This window comes from Sphingobium tyrosinilyticum, assembly GCF_042654265.1.
In the GTDB taxonomy this organism is placed as follows: Bacteria; Pseudomonadota; Alphaproteobacteria; order Sphingomonadales; family Sphingomonadaceae; genus Sphingobium; species Sphingobium tyrosinilyticum.
Map to the genome: position 1 here is coordinate 456408 of NZ_JBHSFZ010000064.1, position 15898 is coordinate 472305.

Annotated in this window: 17 protein-coding genes; 1 reads left to right on the top strand and 16 read right to left on the bottom strand. The window is 62.8% G+C overall.

Annotated elements, in window-relative coordinates; genetic code table 11:
• Positions 1 to 2: 2 nt before the first annotated feature.
• The 11 genes from nuoF to thiE all read right to left on the bottom strand — a co-directional run bounded on the left by nuoF (position 3) and on the right by thiE (position 9257).
• Positions 3 to 1313 carry an NADH-quinone oxidoreductase subunit NuoF gene (nuoF, locus tag ACFO3E_RS19695; RefSeq protein WP_066529333.1) on the bottom strand — a complete coding sequence of 437 codons (1311 nt, stop codon included), beginning with the start codon at positions 1311 to 1313 and terminating at the stop codon, positions 3 to 5.
• Positions 1310 to 1993, bottom strand: coding sequence for an NADH-quinone oxidoreductase subunit NuoE (gene nuoE / locus ACFO3E_RS19700; protein ID WP_066527765.1), 684 nt, complete (start codon positions 1991 to 1993; stop codon positions 1310 to 1312). The genes nuoF and nuoE overlap by 4 nt, the downstream gene beginning before the upstream one ends.
• The gene (locus tag ACFO3E_RS19705) at positions 1993 to 3228 is read right to left on the bottom strand and encodes an NADH-quinone oxidoreductase subunit D (protein WP_066527757.1); all 1236 of its coding nucleotides are present in this window, start codon (positions 3226 to 3228) and stop codon (positions 1993 to 1995) included. The genes nuoE and ACFO3E_RS19705 overlap by 1 nt, the downstream gene beginning before the upstream one ends.
• Positions 3228 to 4127: an NADH-quinone oxidoreductase subunit C gene (locus ACFO3E_RS19710; RefSeq protein ID WP_066527754.1), complete on the bottom strand. Its 900-nt coding sequence runs from the start codon at positions 4125 to 4127 to the stop codon at positions 3228 to 3230. Before ACFO3E_RS19710 ends, ACFO3E_RS19705 begins: the two co-directional genes overlap by 1 nt.
• Position 4128: 1 nt before the next feature.
• Positions 4129 to 4683 (bottom strand): NuoB/complex I 20 kDa subunit family protein, encoded by a 555-nt coding sequence (locus tag ACFO3E_RS19715; RefSeq protein WP_066527751.1) that lies wholly within the window; start codon positions 4681 to 4683, stop codon positions 4129 to 4131.
• A complete protein-coding gene (locus ACFO3E_RS19720) occupies positions 4674 to 5048 on the bottom strand; it encodes an NADH-quinone oxidoreductase subunit A (RefSeq protein WP_066527748.1) in 375 nt (124 codons plus the stop codon). The genes ACFO3E_RS19715 and ACFO3E_RS19720 overlap by 10 nt, the downstream gene beginning before the upstream one ends.
• Before the next feature lie 125 nt (positions 5049 to 5173).
• Positions 5174 to 5986 (bottom strand): inositol monophosphatase family protein, encoded by an 813-nt coding sequence (locus ACFO3E_RS19725; protein WP_066529331.1) that lies wholly within the window; start codon positions 5984 to 5986, stop codon positions 5174 to 5176.
• 143 nt (positions 5987 to 6129) lie between these two features.
• Positions 6130 to 6693, bottom strand: coding sequence for an elongation factor P (efp, locus tag ACFO3E_RS19730; RefSeq protein ID WP_021238169.1), 564 nt, complete (start codon positions 6691 to 6693; stop codon positions 6130 to 6132).
• Between the two features lie 82 nt (positions 6694 to 6775).
• Positions 6776 to 7357 carry a M23 family metallopeptidase gene (locus ACFO3E_RS19735; RefSeq protein ID WP_066527747.1) on the bottom strand — a complete coding sequence of 194 codons (582 nt, stop codon included), beginning with the start codon at positions 7355 to 7357 and terminating at the stop codon, positions 6776 to 6778.
• The gene (locus tag ACFO3E_RS19740; RefSeq protein ID WP_066527745.1) at positions 7354 to 8454 is read right to left on the bottom strand and encodes a L,D-transpeptidase family protein; all 1101 of its coding nucleotides are present in this window, start codon (positions 8452 to 8454) and stop codon (positions 7354 to 7356) included. Before ACFO3E_RS19740 ends, ACFO3E_RS19735 begins: the two co-directional genes overlap by 4 nt.
• Positions 8455 to 8564: 110 nt before the next feature.
• The gene (gene thiE, locus ACFO3E_RS19745) at positions 8565 to 9257 is read right to left on the bottom strand and encodes a thiamine phosphate synthase (RefSeq protein WP_066527742.1); all 693 of its coding nucleotides are present in this window, start codon (positions 9255 to 9257) and stop codon (positions 8565 to 8567) included.
• Positions 9258 to 9331: 74 nt separating this feature from the next.
• On the opposite strand from thiE, the gene ACFO3E_RS19750 reads away from it, so the two are divergent.
• Positions 9332 to 10048 carry a DUF72 domain-containing protein gene (locus ACFO3E_RS19750; RefSeq protein WP_380807079.1) on the top strand — a complete coding sequence of 239 codons (717 nt, stop codon included), beginning with the start codon at positions 9332 to 9334 and terminating at the stop codon, positions 10046 to 10048.
• On the opposite strand, the gene ACFO3E_RS19755 is transcribed toward ACFO3E_RS19750, so the two are convergent.
• The 5 genes from ACFO3E_RS19755 to tkt all read right to left on the bottom strand — a co-directional run bounded on the left by ACFO3E_RS19755 (position 10045) and on the right by tkt (position 15876).
• Complete coding sequence (locus tag ACFO3E_RS19755) at positions 10045 to 10521, bottom strand: AAC(3)-I family aminoglycoside N-acetyltransferase (RefSeq protein WP_066527739.1); 477 nt, start codon at positions 10519 to 10521, stop codon at positions 10045 to 10047. The genes ACFO3E_RS19750 and ACFO3E_RS19755 overlap by 4 nt on opposite strands.
• 7 nt (positions 10522 to 10528) lie before the next feature.
• Positions 10529 to 11425: a fructose bisphosphate aldolase gene (locus ACFO3E_RS19760; protein ID WP_066527737.1), complete on the bottom strand. Its 897-nt coding sequence runs from the start codon at positions 11423 to 11425 to the stop codon at positions 10529 to 10531.
• 94 nt (positions 11426 to 11519) lie between these two features.
• On the bottom strand, positions 11520 to 12725 hold the full coding sequence (locus ACFO3E_RS19765; RefSeq protein ID WP_197486274.1) for a phosphoglycerate kinase: 1206 nt from the start codon (positions 12723 to 12725) through the stop codon (positions 11520 to 11522).
• Between the two features lie 138 nt (positions 12726 to 12863).
• Positions 12864 to 13874: a type I glyceraldehyde-3-phosphate dehydrogenase gene (gap, locus tag ACFO3E_RS19770; protein ID WP_066527735.1), complete on the bottom strand. Its 1011-nt coding sequence runs from the start codon at positions 13872 to 13874 to the stop codon at positions 12864 to 12866.
• A gap of 31 nt (positions 13875 to 13905) precedes the next feature.
• A complete protein-coding gene (gene tkt, locus ACFO3E_RS19775; RefSeq protein ID WP_066527733.1) occupies positions 13906 to 15876 on the bottom strand; it encodes a transketolase in 1971 nt (656 codons plus the stop codon).
• Positions 15877 to 15898 lie beyond the last annotated feature (22 nt).

Here is a 15898-nt window from a genome sequence, read left to right on the forward strand (position 1 = left end):
GGTTACTCCGCCGCCTCCATGATGGGCGCGCCGCGTTCGTTGATCCGCCGTTCAATTTCGGGGCGGAAGTGCCTGATGAGGCCCTGTATCGGCCAGGCCGCTGCGTCGCCAAGGGCGCAGATGGTGTGGCCTTCGACCTGCTTGGTGACTTCCTGCAGCATGTCGATTTCGCTGATGTCGGCCTCGCCTGAGCGCAGGCGCTCCATCACGCGCCACATCCAGCCGGTGCCTTCGCGGCAGGGCGTGCACTGGCCGCAGCTCTCATGCTTGTAGAAGTAGGAGAGACGCGAAATGGCGCGGACGATGTCGGTCGACTTGTCCATGACGATGACGGCGGCGGTGCCAAGGCCCGAACCGACCGCTTTCAGCCCATCAAAGTCCATCGGCGCGTCCATGATCTGCGCCGCCGGAACCAGCGGCACCGACGACCCGCCGGGGATGACGGCGAGCAGATTGTCCCAACCGCCGCGAATGCCGCCGCAATGCCGGTCGATCAGCTCCTTGAAGCTGATGCCCATCGACTCTTCGACGACGCAGGGCTTGTTCACATGGCCGCTGATCTGGAAGAGTTTGGTGCCTTTGTTGTTCTCGCGGCCGAAGCTCGAAAACCACTCGGACCCACGACGCAGGATCGTCGGCGCCACCGCGATCGATTCCACATTGTTCACCGTGGTCGGGCAGCCATAAAGGCCCGCGCCCGCTGGGAAAGGCGGCTTCAGGCGCGGCTGGCCCTTCTTGCCTTCCAGGCTTTCGATCTGCGCGGTTTCCTCGCCGCAGATATAGGCGCCCGCACCGCGATGGACGAAGACGTCGAAATCATAGCCCGAACCGCAGGCATTCTTGCCTAGGAAGCCCTTTTCATAAGCCTGCTCGACAGCGGCGAAGAGGACCTTCGCCTCATAGATGAACTCGCCGCGGATGTAGATATAGGCGGCGCGCGCGCGCATCGCGAAACCGGCGACCAGCGCGCCTTCGATCAGCTTGTGCGGATCGTGGCGGATGATCTCGCGGTCCTTGCACGACCCTGGCTCGGATTCGTCGGCGTTGATGACCAGGAAGCTCGGACGGCCATCCTTGCTTTCCTTGGGCATGAAGCTCCACTTCATGCCGGTCGGGAAGCCTGCGCCGCCACGACCGCGCAGGCCCGAAGCCTTGATGCGCTCGATGATTTCGTCCTGGCCGATTTCCAGCAGCTTCTTGGTATTATCCCAATCGCCGCGCTTGATCGCCGCGTCGATACCCCAATCCTGGAAGCCATAGACGTTGGTGAAGATGCGATCCTTGTCGCTGAGAGGCGCAATCACGTCGCTCATGCCCGCGCCTCCAGATTCCATTGGCCCCGATAATCATGATTCTCGCCGACCATTTCCTTGAGCGTGGTCGGACCGCCCTCGGGGCAGCTCGTCTGACGATCGATCTGCGGCCCGATCTTGGGCTGCTTGCCAGCGGCGAGATCGTCGAGGATCGCGCTCATGCCGTCATAGGTCAGGTCTTCGAAATTATCGTCGTTGATCTGGACCATCGGCGCGTTGGCGCAGGCCCCCAGACACTCGACCTCGGTTAAGGTGAACAAGCCGTCGGGCGTCGTACCGCCCTTCACCAGCCCCTTGTTCTTGCAAGCCGAAAACACATCGTCCGAGCCGCGAAGCATGCAGGGCGTCGTGCCGCAGACCTGCACATGATAGCGGCCGACCGGCGCAAGGTTGTACATGGTGTAGAAGGTCGCGACCTCGTAAACGCGCATGTACGGCATTTCGAGCTGGTCGGCGATATATTCCATCACCGGCACCGGCAGCCAGCCCTGGGTCTGCGTTTCCGCACCCACCTGACGCTGGGCCAGGTCGAGGAGGGGCATCACCGCCGACTGCTGACGACCTGCAGGATAGCGGGCAATGACCTTCTTCGCTTGCTCGGCATTCTCGGCCGTCCACGCAAACGCGCCCCAGCGCGCACGGGTCTCGGCCTCGTCCGGGATATGAACTGCGTCAGCCATTAGCGGTCACATTCTCCAAACACGATGTCCATGGCGCCCAGGACAGCGGTGGTATCGGCCAGCATGTGGCCCTTCATCATGAAGTCCATCGCCTGCAGGTGCGAGAAAGCGGTCGGCCGGATCTTGCAGCGATAGGGCTTGTTGGAGCCGTCCGCGACCAGATAGACGCCGAACTCGCCCTTGGGGCTTTCGGTCGCCACATAGACCTCGCCCGCCGGAACATGGAAGCCCTCGGTGTAGAGCTTGAAATGGTGGATCAGCGCTTCCATCGATCGCTTCATCTCGCCGCGCTTGGGCGGCACCACCTTGCGGTCGAAGCTGGCGATCGGCCCTTCCGGCATTTCGTTGAGGCACTGCTTCATAATCCGCGCGGACTGGCGGACCTCCTCGACGCGCACCATGAAGCGGTCGTAGCAGTCGAAATTCGTGCCGACGGGAATGTCGAAGTCCATGCGATCATAGACATCGTAGGGCTGCGACTTGCGAATGTCCCACGGGATGCCCGAACCGCGGATCATCGGGCCAGAAAAGCCCCATTTCAGCGCATCTTCCTTCGAGCAGACCGCGATATCGACATTGCGCTGCTTGAAGATGCGGTTGTCCGCGACAAGGCTGATCGCATCCTCGAACAGGCGCGGCAAACGCGTATCGAGCCAATCCGCGATATCGGTCAGCAACTTGAGCGGCACATCCTGATGCACGCCGCCCGGCCGGAAATAGGCCGAGTGCATACGCGCGCCCGAAGCGCGCTCGAAGAAATTGAGGCAATCCTCACGGATTTCGAACAGCCAAAGGTTCGGCGTCATCGCGCCGACGTCCATGACGTGCGAACCCAGGTTCAGCATATGGTTGCAGATGCGGGTCAGCTCCGCGAAGAACACGCGCAGATATTGCGCGCGCAGCGGCACTTCCAGGTTTAGCAGCTTCTCGATCGCCAGCACATAGCTATGCTCCATGCCGAGCGGCGAGCAATAATCCAGCCGGTCGAAATAGGGCAGCGCCTGGAGATAGGTCTTGTACTCGATCAGCTTCTCGGTGCCGCGATGCAGCAGCCCGACATGCGGGTCGCAGCGCTCGACGATCTCGCCGTCCAGCTCCATGACCAGACGCAGCACGCCATGCGCCGCTGGATGCTGCGGGCCGAAGTTGATCGTGTAGTTCTGGATCTCGGTATCGCCCAGCGTCGGATCGTCCGCGCTGATCTTATGCTCGAGTTCGTCGAGATAATGGGCCATCAGGCTTCACCCTCGGGAGTTTTCGGCTTGCGCGTACGCTTCGGCTTGGCCGCGTCCGCTTCACCCGTTTCGGCCTTCGCAGTGCGCGAGCGGCGCACAGGCGTGGTCTGCGCGTCATCGGCTAGCGGCTTTTCCGCGGTCGCCTTCGCGGCTTCCTTATTCGCCGGTTCGCCAGCGCCGGTGTCTTCCTTCTTCTCCGTCACCTTCGGCGTCGCAGCAGCAGGATCGCCCTTGGGCGCGGCAGGCGGCGGCGCGGGAGCAGCGGCCGGCGTCGGCGCTCCAGGCGCTTGCCCCGCCTTCTCGTCGCCGGGCAGCACATATTGCGCGCCTTCCCATGGGCTCATGAAATCGAAGCTGCGGAAGTCCTGCGCGAGGCGGACAGGCTTGTAAACGACCCGCTTGTCTTCCTCACTATACCACATCTCGACATAACCGGTCAGCGGGAAGTCCTTGCGCTGCGGATGGCCCTTGAAGCCATAGTCCGTGAGGATCCGGCGCAGGTCGGTATTACCATCGAAGATGACGCCATACATGTCGAACACCTCGCGCTCCAGCCAGCCCGCGACCGGCCAGATGTGCGTTACGGTGGGAACGGGCTTGTCCTCGTCGGTAGAGACTTTGACGCGGATACGGTGGTTCCGCGTGACGCTCAGCAGATGATAGCAGACCTCGAACCGCTCAGGCCGCTCGGGATAATCGACCCCGGCAATCTCCATCAGTTGCTGATACTGCCCCTGCGCGCGCAGCACTTCCATGGCATCAGCCAGGCGCTCGCGCACGACGGTGTAGCTCAGTTCGTCCGCATGATCGACTGCCTCGATCAGCATCGAACCCAGCAGCCCAGCGATTTCGTCCGCGATCCCCTCAGGGTTCACGATCTTCGGTGCAGAATGACCCATATCAGCGCTCAATCGTCCCGATCCGCCGGATCTTCCGCTGCAACTGCATCACGCCATAGAGCAGCGCTTCGGCAGTCGGCGGGCAGCCGGGCACATAGATGTCCACCGGCACGATCCGGTCGCAGCCACGCACGACAGAATAGCTGTAGTGATAATAGCCGCCGCCATTGGCGCAGGACCCCATGGAAATCACATATTTCGGTTCCGACATCTGGTCGTAAACCTTGCGCAACGCCGGAGCCATCTTGTTGCAGAGCGTGCCCGCGACGATCATCACGTCCGACTGACGCGGGGACGCACGCGGCGCGGCGCCAAACCGCTCCATGTCATAACGCGGCATGTTGGCGTGGATCATCTCCACCGCACAACAGGCAAGGCCAAAGGTCATCCACCACAGCGAACCCGTGCGTGCCCACTGGAACAAATCCTCGGTCGATGTGACGAGGAAACCCTTGTCACTGACCTCACTGTTCAGCGCGTTGAAGAAATGCTGGTCGGGCTGCGTTCCCGCCGGCGGCAAGGTGCCGGGGACGGGACGGTCAAGTTCTACTCCCAATCGAGGGCTCCCTTCTTCCACGCATAGACGAGGCCGAGCACCAGCTCCGCTATGAAGATCATCATCGTCGTCCAGCCAGCCCAGCCGATCTGGTCGAGGCTGACAGCCCAGGGGAAGAGGAATGCCGCTTCCAGGTCGAAGATGATGAACAGGATCGCGACCAGGTAGAAGCGCACGTCGAACTGGCTGCGCGGCTCCTCGAACGCGGGAAAGCCGCACTCATATTCCGACAGCTTGGCCGGGTCGGGCTTATGCGCTCCGGTCAGGCGGCCAACCAGCATCGGCAGGAACACAAATGCCGCAGAAAGCAGCAATGCGATCCCTAGGAAAATCAGGATCGGCAGATATTGGGCTAGATCGACCAACGGAATCCCCTGGGCGAAAATGAATATGGGCGCGCTTTAGGCCCGCTGCCTAGGCGAAGCAAGGCCCACAAGGCGTGAGAATGATTCGCAAATAGCCCGCATTTGAACAAGGCGACAATTGCGCGTCAGCGCAGCGCCCCGGCGACGAGCTTGTGCAGCTTGCTGTGGATCGCATCATTGCCAGCAATGATTTCCCGGCGTTCGATCGGCTGGTCGCCACCCCGGAAGTCAGTGACGAAACCGCCCGCCTCGCGCACCAGCAAAATGCCCGCGGCAACGTCCCAGGGCTGGAGCCCGCTTTCCCAAAAGCCGTCATAGCGCCCAGAGGCGACATGGGCGAGGTCCAGCGTCGCAGCGCCGAAGCGGCGGATGCCCGCAACGGAAGGGCCCACCGCGCCGAACACGCGCGTCCATTGCGCAAAGTCGCCATGCCCCATGAACGGGATACCCGTTGCGATCAGGCACTCGCCCAGATCGCGACGCGCCGACACACGCAGCCGCTGGTCGTGCCGCCACGCGCCCCGGCTCTTTTCCGCCCAATAGCTTTCATCGGTGACAGGCTGATAGACGAGGCCGGTGGTGATTTCCTTTTTGCCACCATAAAGCGGCTCTTCCACGGCGATCGAGATCGCGAAGTGCGGAATGCCGTGCAGGAAATTGGTCGTTCCATCCAGCGGATCGATGATCCATCGGGGCTTGTTGGGATCGCCCTCGATGACGCCCCCTTCTTCCAGCAGGAAGCCCCAGTCCGGGCGTGCCTTGCGCAGTTCCTCGACCAGTGTCTGCTCGCACTGCTTGTCCGCCTTGGACACGAAGTCCGCCGGTCCCTTGCGGGAAACCTGCAGATGCTCCACTTCGCCGAAGTCACGGCGCAGCTTGGAGCCCGCCTTGCGGACGGCGCGCTCCATGACGGTGAGAAGGCCGGAATGGCTGACCATTTTCTTTTCTCCCCCCTCCCGCATGCGGGAGAGGCCGGGGTGGGTTGCCGCGCAAGCGGCGCAAATAAATGAGGGGTCCGAAGCTCGCTACGCTCGCCAGCCACCCCCTTCCCCTCCCGCAGACGGAAGGGGTGAATGTCGGATCAGTCCGCCCGCTTCACATATTCCCGCTCATAAACGTCAACGACAATACGGGTTCCCGTGACGATGTGCGGCGGCACCATGACGCGCACGCCATTGTCCAGGATCGCCGGCTTATAGCTCGCCGAAGCGGTCTGCCCCTTCACCACGGCATCAGCTTCGACCACGGTCGCCTCGACCGTTTCGGGCAACTGCACGCTGATGGGACGTTCCTCATACATTTCCAGCATGACCATCATGCCGTCCTGCAGGAACGCCGAAGCCTCTCCCACTAGATCCTGTGGCAGGTTGATCTGCTCATAGGTCTCGGTATCCATGAAGACGAGCATGTCGCCCTCGGCATAGAGATATTGAAAGTCCTTGGTGTCGAGGCGGATGCGCTCGACCGTCTCGGCCGACCGAAAGCGCACATTGTTCTTGCGCCCGTCGATCAGGTTCTTGAGTTCCACCTGCATATAGGCGCCGCCCTTGCCGGGCTGCGTGTGCTGGATCTTGACGGCGCGCCACAGGCTTCCGTCATATTCGATGTTGTTGCCGGGACGAATCTCGACGCCGCTGATCTTCATGGGAAGAGCCTGCCTATATGTCTGAAGGTGAAAAGAGCCGGTTGGCGCCTCTACATCGTGCCGTGGCGAAGGGCAAGTAGGCTCATCGGAGCGGCCGCGCTAGCAGCGGATAGGGATTGATCGCTCGGCCGCCGTACCATGGCTCCCCTGGCGCCATGTCATGCACCGCGAAATGCAGGTGAGGGGCGACGGGATTGGCATTGCCGCTACTGCCTACGGTTGCGATCTTCTGCCCGCGCCGCACCCCTTGCCCCTCGGCCAGGCCCGGCACATAAGCGTCGAGATGCGCATAATAATAGATGCGCTTTCCATTGCGGGATCGCTGATAGATGGTCAGCCCACCCTCCTCGCTCGAAAAAAGCTTCTCGATCCGCCCGTCAGCCACCGCCAGCACAGCCCTGCCCCGCGCCGCCATGATGTCGATCGCGTCATGCGGCCGCGCTCCGCCAGCGCGCGATTGGGTGAATGTGTCCGTCAGCGCACTTGGCGGCACGCCTTCGACGGGGATGAGCAAGGGCCCCGTCTCGGCGGCAGCGGGCCGTTCGAAATTCTGTCGCCGCGGCCCATCGCCAGGTAGGATCCGCACGCACATTTTCAGGAACAGGACCAGCAGCAGGATGGCGAGCGCAATTCCCGCCCACCCCCGCCGGCCCGGCCGCCTCATGCCTGGAACACTGCCTTAACCCCGCTCTTCACCATCTGAGCCAGCCGTGCAGCGTCCCAATTGGTCAAGCGGATGCAGCCATGGCTTTCCGTCCGGCCGATGGTCTGCGGTTCTGGGGTGCCGTGGATGCCATAATGCTGCTTGGACAGGTCGATCCAGACAACGCCGACCGGGCCATTGGGGCCGGGCTTCAGCACCGCTTTCTGGTCCTTTGCATCGGCATCCCAGAACAGGTCGGGATTATAATGGAAGTCCGGATTGCGGCTTATCCCCTTGATCTCCCATGTCCCAATCGGCAGCGGATCATGTTCTGACCCCATCGTCGCGGGGAATTGCGCGATCAAACCATTTTGCGCGTCGAACACCCGCAGCACCCCATCGCTCTTATCGACCACGATATGATCGGCCTGCGGCTGGTCCTTGGCGACCGCCAGGCTGGCGAGCGTGTTGCCCCAACCGCGTTCGTCCCCTTCGATCCTGGCGACCGGCTGATTACCAACCGCAGGCACGCGCATGGTCGCGCCCGGCCCCAGCTTCGTACTCGGCGAGTTGAGCGCTACCAGCACCTCCGGCTTCGTATGGAACCGTTCGGCAAGCTTTTCGATGAGGTTGCGGTAGCCAAGCGCTGGTAGCTTCGCCTGCTCACCCAGATCCTTGGGGACATTGGAAAACGGCCCCCGCGCGAAGCCCTCGGGTATCTTCACCAGCCAGGTCGCAGGCGGCGGGCGGTCGCCCATCAGCGCCTTAGCGGTAGCTTCGTCATATTTCCCTGTTTCGGGAAGTCCCTTCGCCTCCTGAAACCCCAGGAGCGCTGCTGTGAAGGACATGCCTTCCTTCCCGTCCAGCACGCCCGGCGAAAAACCCGCTCGGTCGAGCGCCACCTGCGCCTGCAATATCGAGTCCGCGCGGGCGGGCGCGCCGGTCGGCTCAGGCACGATGGCGAAGGCGAAAGGATCGGCTGCAGGCTGCGCCGCTGCCGCGCTTTGCCCCCCGCTCTGCTCAGTGCCTGAGGGCGCACGGCGGCTCTCATCGGCGTCTGTAACGGAAACTTTGCAGGCCGTGCACAGCAGCGCGAAGATCAGCAGATGGTTTTTCAAGGCGATACTCTCCCGATTGTGAGGGAGAAAACGCGCGACGGCTGGGAAAGCTGCCTTTGGCCCACCCGCCCCGTTTATTCGAGCGCAGGCGGGAAACGATGCAGTGCGGTTCAGCTCGCGCCAAGAATCCCTGCAAAAGCCCGAACCCCCGCCTCCGGCCCGTCAGCATGTCCCCACACCGCGCTGCTCACCGCCAGAAAATCCGCCCCAGCAGCCACCAGGGGGGCCGCATTCTCGGCCGTAATCCCGCCAATCGCCACGCAGGGCAGTTCGAACAAGGTGGTCCACCAACTCAGGATCGACGGTTCAGGCCGATGCAGCGTCTCTTTGGTCGTCGTCGGATAAAAAGCCCCAAAGGCCACATAGTCCGCTCCCGCCTCCCCAGCTTCCATCGCCAGATGGCGGCTGTCATGGCAGGTCACTCCGATCTGCACTCGCGGACCCAACAGCTTGCGCGCCTCACGCGGATCGCCATCGCTTTGCCCCAGATGCACGCCGTCCGCCCCCAGCCGCTGGGCGAGCGCGACGCTGTCGTTGATGATGAACGCCACATCTCGCTCCGCGCACAACTTCTGCACCGGCTCGGCCGCGCGCGCGATGGCGTCTTCGTCGATGCCCTTCAGCCGCAACTGAAAGGCCGCGACCTCCCCGCCATCAAATGCCTGCGCCAGCCGCGCGGTGAAACCGTCGTCGATTGCGGGAGGAGAAATCAGATAAAGCTGGCACGGCGGCCTGAAACCCCGTTCGAATTTATCCGCAAAGCTTGGGTCGAGGCGCAGTTCATCATCAGTGAAGTCGGTCATGCCGCTGCCTTAGCGCTTTTCCGCGCCCGAGGAAAAGTATGGAACCGGCCCTGCGCCCTGCGGCTTGTCCCGCCATGATCAGGATCGGCTGCTCAGGATGGAATTATCGCCACTGGCGCGGCCGCTTCTATCCTGAAAAGCTTCCCGTAAAGCGCTGGTTCGCTTTTTACGCCGAACATTTCGATACGGTGGAAATCAACAACAGCTTCTACCGCCTGCCCAAACCCCCGACTGTCGAAGCCTGGCGCGATCAGGCCCCACCCGGCTTTTGCTATGCCGTCAAAGCCAACCGCTACCTCACCCAGGCACTAAAGCTCACACATTGCCAGGAGCCGATGGAGCGGATGGTGGCGGCCTTCCACCATTTCGGCCCCACGCTCGGCCCTATCCTCTACCAGCTGCCGCCGACCCTAGCGCTCAACCTCGACCGCTTGGAAAGCTTCCTCGTCCTTCAGCCGCGCGACATCGTCCCGGTCTTCGAATTTCGCCATCCAAGCTGGTATGCAGACAGCGTCTATCAGTTGCTCGATCGCCACGGCGCCAGCTTTTGCGTCCATGACATGCCAGGTTCCGTCAGTCCGCGCTTGGCCACTGGTCCCGCCGCTTATGTCCGCTTTCACGGCGGCCAAGGCAAATATTGGGGCCGTTATCCGGAAGCCCAGCTGCGCGATTGGGCGGACTGGATGAAGGAACAAGCCCGCCAAAGGCGCACCGTCTGGGCCTATTTCAACAATGACATCAATGCCGACGCCATCGAAGATGCGCGGACGCTCAGGGCGATGATCGGCTAGGCCCGCGGTGCTATGTCGAAATGCAGCACATCCTCGCGCTTGCCCAACTTCGTGTATAGCGCGACCGCCGGTTCATCCTCCAGGTCAGCCTGTACATAAACGACCCACGCGCCTGCGTCGACAGCGACGGGCCGCAGGGCATCGATTAGCGCCGTCGCGATTCCCTGCCGCCGCCGGTCGGCCGCCACGGCAAGGTCGTAAATATAGATCTCGCTGCGCTGCTGCTCGAACTTACGCAGCTCATAGGCGGCCAGCGCACCGACGACCCTCTCCCCTTCCAGAGCCGCCAGCGCGATGAAGCGGGGATCGTCCAGCAGGTCAGCCAGATAGGCATCGGACGGCGGCAGAGCGGCATAGGAGCCAGCATCGTCGAAAACGTCGGCGAACAGCGCGTTCACCGCCCGCATCGTCGCAATGCCGCGCCCCGAAAGGCGGATGACGGCGGCTCCGGAACTGCTTCTTGCCGCCGTCATCGCCCGGTCACGCCGCCTTGTTGGTCGAGGCGGTGTAGATTTCGTCGATCGCCTGTCCCAGCGAGCCGTTGAATTCGTCATCGCTCATCTGGTGGCGCAGATCGTTCAGCAGCGCGCGGCTGAAGCTGGCGATGATGCCCCGGTTCTTGGCCAGCTCGACACAGGCTTCCGCGCGCGAGAAACCGCCCGACAGCGCCACGACGCGCAGCACCCGCGGATGATCGACCAGCGGTTCGAACAGGCCGGGCTTGGTCGGCAGCGACAGCTTCAGCATCACCTTGTCGTCGCCCGGCAGCGCATCGAGCGCCTTCACCAGTTCCTCCAGCAGGATCTGGTCGGCATCGGCCCGTTCGGGGCTCTTGATGTTCACTTCGGGTTCGATCATCGGCACCAGCCCGGCAGCAAGAACCTGCTGCCCGACTTCGAACTGCTGCTTCACGACGGCGGCAATGCCCTCGCGGTTGGCGAGATTGATAACCGAACGCTCCTTGGTCCCGAACACGCCCAGCGCCTTGGCGCGCTTCAGCAGACCGTCCAGTTCCGGCATCGGCTTCATCAGCTGCACGCCGTTCGCCTCGTCCTCCAGGCCCTTGTCGATCTTGATGAAGGGCACCACGCCACGCTCGATCAGTGCCTGCGGCACCGACTTGCCGCCCGCTTCGCCATCCATCGTCCGCTCGAACAGGATCGCGCCGATCACCTTTTCACCGGTGAAGCAGGGCGAAGTGATGATGCGGCTCCGCATGTCGTGGATCAGGCCGAACATCTCCTCGTCATTGGTCCAGGCGCCCTCTTCGATGCCATAGCCCTTCAGCGCCTTGGGCGTCGATCCGCCGCTCTGGTCGAGCGCGGCGATGAATCCGTTGCCGGCCGCAATCTTGTTCTTCATATCTTGATCCAGCATCTGCACATACCTTCTCTGTAGGGTTGCGCCACCCCATCGGCGGCTTCTAAAAAATGAAGAAGGCCGCCATCCATATGGACGGCGGCCCCGAAGTTCACACCATCAATGCGCTGACCCCGGGCAGGTCCTTGCCTTCCATCCATTCGAGGAAAGCGCCGCCTGCGGTCGATACAAAGGTAAAGTCGCCCGCAACGCCCGCATGATTGAGCGCCGCGACAGTATCGCCGCCGCCAGCCACCGACGTCAGGCCGCCTTCTTTGGTGAGCGCCGCCGCCGTCTTTGCCAACGCCACCGTCGCCTTGTCGAACGGAGCAATCTCGAACGCGCCAAGCGGCCCGTTCCACACCAGCGTGCGGCAGTTCTTGAGCGCATCGCCCAGCGCTTCGACAGCCGCAGGCCCTACGTCCAGGATCATCTCGTCAGCCGCGACCTCATGCACGTTGCAGGTCCGCACTGACGGCGGGTTCGCCGCGAACTCCTTCGCGACCACCACGTCATAGGGCAGGTGAATGGTGCACCCCGCAGCTTCGGCCGCGTCGAAAATCGCCTCGGCCGTGTTTGCCAGATCCTTCTCGCACAGCGACTTACCGACATCGACGCCGCGTGCGTGGAGAAAGGTATTGGCCATGCCGCCACCGATGATCAGATGATCGACCTTTGCGACCAGATTGTTGAGCACATCGAGCTTGGTCGAAACCTTCGCTCCGCCGACCACCGCCGCGACCGGCTTCACCGGCTCGCCGAGCGCCGCCTGTAGCGCGTCCAGCTCCTTTTCCATCGAACGGCCCGCAAAAGCAGGCAGCTTGTGCGCCAGCCCCTCGGTCGAGGCATGGGCACGGTGCGCTGCGGAAAAAGCATCGTTCACATAGAAATCGCCGATCGCCGCCATGGCTTCCGCCAGCGCCGGGTCATTCTTCTCCTCGCCGGGATGGAAGCGGGTATTTTCCAGGATCGAAATATCACCCGGCCGCATCACCGCGATACCGTCCACCGCAGCTTGCCCGCAGCAGTCGGGAATGAACTGCACGTCGCGGCCCAGCACCGCCGTCAGCGGGCGGGTGATCTTGGACAGCGAATATTCCGGATTCTTCTGTCCCTTGGGACGACCGAAATGCGCGAGGATCAGCACCTTGGCGCCACGATCCGCCAGTTCCAGGATCGTGGGCATCGCCGCGCGCAAGCGGGTGTCGTCGCTTACCGATCCATCCTGCATCGGCACGTTCAAATCTTCGCGCACCAGCACGCACTTGCCGCTGATGTCGCCCATATCGTCAAGCGTCTTGAAGGGTTTGGCCACCATGATGCTCCCAGCCACCCCTCCCGTCATCCCAGCGCAAGCTGGGATCTCATGCGTCGGGCGGGACATAAGTATAAAACGAGATCCCAGCTTGCGCTGGGATGACGAAAAAGGGGCGAGCCAATGCCCGCCCCTTTTCTCTTACAGCAGACCCGCAACCACGCCGGTCGTGTCGACCATGCGGTTGGAGAAGCCCCATTCATTGTCGTACCAGCTGAGCACGCGCACCAGCTTGCCGTCGATCACGGCCGTTTCCAGGCTATCGACGGTCGAACTGGCCGGATCGCCGTTGAAGTCGATCGAAACCAGCGGCTCGTCGGTATAGGCCAGAACGCCCTTCAGCGGACCGGCTTCCGAAGCGGCCTTCAGCAGCTTGTTCACTTCCTCGACGCTGGTGTCGCGCTTGGGCGTGAAGGTCAGATCGACGACCGAGACGTTCGGGGTCGGCACGCGGATCGCCGAACCATCGAGCTTGCCCTTCAGTTCAGGCAGCACTTCGCCGACCGCACGGGCCGCGCCGGTGGTAGTCGGGATCATCGACATGGCGGCCGCGCGCGAACGGCGGGCGTCGCTGTGGATCTGGTCGAGGATCTTCTGGTCGTTGGTGTAGCTGTGGATCGTGGTCATCAGGCCACGCTCGATGCCGATGCTGTCGTTCAGCACCTTGGCGAGCGGCGCCAGGCAGTTGGTGGTGCACGAAGCGTTGGAAATGACGATGTCGTCGGCGGTCAGCGTCTCATGGTTGACGCCGAACACGACCGTCTTGTCCACGCCCTTGGCCGGCGCCGAGATGACAACGCGCTTGGCGCCAGCTTCCAGATGCTTCGACGCCGATTCACGGTCGGCGAAGAAGCCGGTGCACTCCAGCGCGATTTCGACGCCCTGCGCCGCGTGCGGCAGCTTGGCGGGATCACGTTCGGCGGTGACGGCGATGCGCTTGCCGTTGATGACGATCGCGTCGCCATCGACCTTCACCTCACCGGCGAAAGGACCATGGACGCTGTCGCGCTTGAACAGCAGGGCGTTCGCCTTGGCATCGCCCAGGTCGTTGATGCTCACCAGCTCCAGATCATGGTCGTTGCGCTCCAAAATGGCGCGCGCCACCAGGCGGCCGATACGTCCGAAACCGTTAATTGCTACCTTCGTTGCCACTGCACTAGCCTCCTGATTGGGTAAATTATTCTTAATGATCCAGAGCGGCCGCAACCTGCGGCGCGATCTTCGCGGCCGTCAGGCCGAAATGCTCATAAAGCGCTTCTGCCGGTGCCGAAGCACCGAAGGTGTCGATGCCGAAACGCAGGCCAGCAATGCCGACATAGCGTTCCCAGCCAAAGGTCGTGCCCGCCTCAATAGAAACGCGCAGCACATGGTGGGGAAGGAGATCCTCCTTATACGCCTGCGGCTGCGCATCGAAATGCGCCCAGCTCGGCATGGAAACGACATCCGCGCCGATACCCTGCTGTTCCAGCATATCGGCGGTCGCCACGGCAATCTCGACCTCGGAACCGGTGGCGATCAACACCACCTTGCGATCCGCACTGGCGGCGCGCAGGCGATAGGCGCCCTTGGCGCACAGATTCTCGCTCGTCTTCTCAGTGCGCAACTGGGCCAGATTCTGGCGGGTCAAAGCCAGCACCGAAGGACCCTCCTTGTCCTTGAGCGCCAGTTCCCAGCACTCCGCCGTCTCGACAATGTCGGCCGGACGATAGACGTCGAGGTTCGGGATCATGCGCAGCGACATAACATGTTCGATCGGCTGGTGGGTCGGGCCATCTTCGCCAAGGCCGATGGAATCATGCGTCAGCACATGGATGGCGCGGGTCTGCTGGAGAGCCGCAAGGCGGATGCCGCCCCGCATATAGTCGGAAAAGACCAGGAAAGTGCCGCCATAGGGGATGACGCCGCCATGCAGCGCCATGCCGTTCATGGCGCAGGCCATGCCGAACTCGCGAATGCCATAATAGACATAGCGGCCGGAATAATCGTCCTTTGTGAGCGGGCCGGTGCTCTTGGTCTTGGTGTTGTTGGAGCCGGTAAGGTCCGCCGAACCGCCCAGCGTTTCGGGCAGCAGGTCGTTGATCGCGCCCAGCGCCAGTTCGCTCGCCTTGCGGGTCGCGACCTTCTGCGGATTGGCGATCAGCGTGTCGATATAGTTGGACAGCGAGAAGTCAGCGGGCAGCTCGCCCGCCATGCGGCGCTCAAACTCGGCCTTCTGGCCATTGTTTGCCCGACGGCCTTCCCACGCCGTACGAACTTCCGCGCCACGCGCACCGATGCGGCGCCATTCGGCGGCAATATCCTCGGGGATGACGAAAGGCTCAGCGGCCCAGCCCAGAAATTCGCGCGCGGCCGCGACTTCCGCCTCGCCCAGCGCCGAACCGTGAACGCCCGAAGTGCCCGCCTTGTTGGGCGCGCCATAGCCAATCTTGGTGGCGCAGGCGACCAGCGACGGGCGCGGATCAGCCAGCGCCTCATCGATAGCGCGTCGCACATCGGCGACGTCATGACCGTCGCACGACACGACATGCCAGCCGGTCGCGGCATAGCGCGCGCGGACATCCTCGCTGCTCGACAGATCGACCGATCCATCGATGGTGATCTTGTTATCGTCCCACAGCACGATCAAGCGGCCAAGGTTCAGGTGGCCAGCAAGGCCGATCGCCTCATGGTTGATGCCTTCCATCAGGCATCCGTCGCCCGCGATCACCCATGTGCGGTGATCGACCAGATCGTCGCCAAAGCTGGCGTTCAGGTGACGCTCGGCAATCGCCATGCCCACCGCGGTGGCCAGGCCCGAACCCAGCGGCCCGGTGGTCGCCTCGACGCCCGCCAGCTCGAAATTTTCAGGGTGTCCGGCGCAGGGGCTGCCCAGCTGGCGGAAATTACGGATATCCTCGATCGTCGGACGCGCATAGCCGGTGAGGTGCAGCAGGCTGTAGATCAGCATCGACCCGTGACCGGCGGACAGCACGAAACGGTCGCGATCGGCCCATTTAGGCTGGCTCGCGTCGAACTTCACATAGTCCTTGAACAGCACCGTCGCGACGTCCGCCATGCCCATCGGCATGCCCGGATGGCCGCTGTTCGCCGCCTGCACTGCGTCCATGGAAAGCGCCCTGATGGCGCTGGCGAGCGACTTTTCGGAAACGGTCATCTTAGGCTGGCGTCTTTCCTGC

What these genes read in the sequence shown, in the direction of transcription:
- tkt (WP_066527733.1), bottom strand. Translation starts at nt 15,876, where the DNA reads ATGACCGTTTCCGAAAAGTCGCTCGCCAGCGCCATCAGGGCGCTTTCC.
- ACFO3E_RS19705 (WP_066527757.1), bottom strand. Translation starts at nt 3,228, where the DNA reads ATGGCCCATTATCTCGACGAACTCGAGCATAAGATCAGCGCGGACGAT.
- thiE (WP_066527742.1), bottom strand. Translation starts at nt 9,257, where the DNA reads ATGACCGACTTCACTGATGATGAACTGCGCCTCGACCCAAGCTTTGCG.
- ACFO3E_RS19750 (WP_380807079.1), top strand. Translation starts at nt 9,332, where the DNA reads ATGATCAGGATCGGCTGCTCAGGATGGAATTATCGCCACTGGCGCGGC.
- ACFO3E_RS19735 (WP_066527747.1), bottom strand. Translation starts at nt 7,357, where the DNA reads ATGAGGCGGCCGGGCCGGCGGGGGTGGGCGGGAATTGCGCTCGCCATC.
- efp (WP_021238169.1), bottom strand. Translation starts at nt 6,693, where the DNA reads ATGAAGATCAGCGGCGTCGAGATTCGTCCCGGCAACAACATCGAATAT.
- ACFO3E_RS19710 (WP_066527754.1), bottom strand. Translation starts at nt 4,127, where the DNA reads ATGGGTCATTCTGCACCGAAGATCGTGAACCCTGAGGGGATCGCGGAC.
- nuoE (WP_066527765.1), bottom strand. Translation starts at nt 1,993, where the DNA reads ATGGCTGACGCAGTTCATATCCCGGACGAGGCCGAGACCCGTGCGCGC.
- ACFO3E_RS19725 (WP_066529331.1), bottom strand. Translation starts at nt 5,986, where the DNA reads ATGGTCAGCCATTCCGGCCTTCTCACCGTCATGGAGCGCGCCGTCCGC.
- ACFO3E_RS19760 (WP_066527737.1), bottom strand. Translation starts at nt 11,425, where the DNA reads ATGCTGGATCAAGATATGAAGAACAAGATTGCGGCCGGCAACGGATTC.
- ACFO3E_RS19755 (WP_066527739.1), bottom strand. Translation starts at nt 10,521, where the DNA reads ATGACGGCGGCAAGAAGCAGTTCCGGAGCCGCCGTCATCCGCCTTTCG.
- nuoF (WP_066529333.1), bottom strand. Translation starts at nt 1,313, where the DNA reads ATGAGCGACGTGATTGCGCCTCTCAGCGACAAGGATCGCATCTTCACC.
- ACFO3E_RS19765 (WP_197486274.1), bottom strand. Translation starts at nt 12,725, where the DNA reads ATGGTGGCCAAACCCTTCAAGACGCTTGACGATATGGGCGACATCAGC.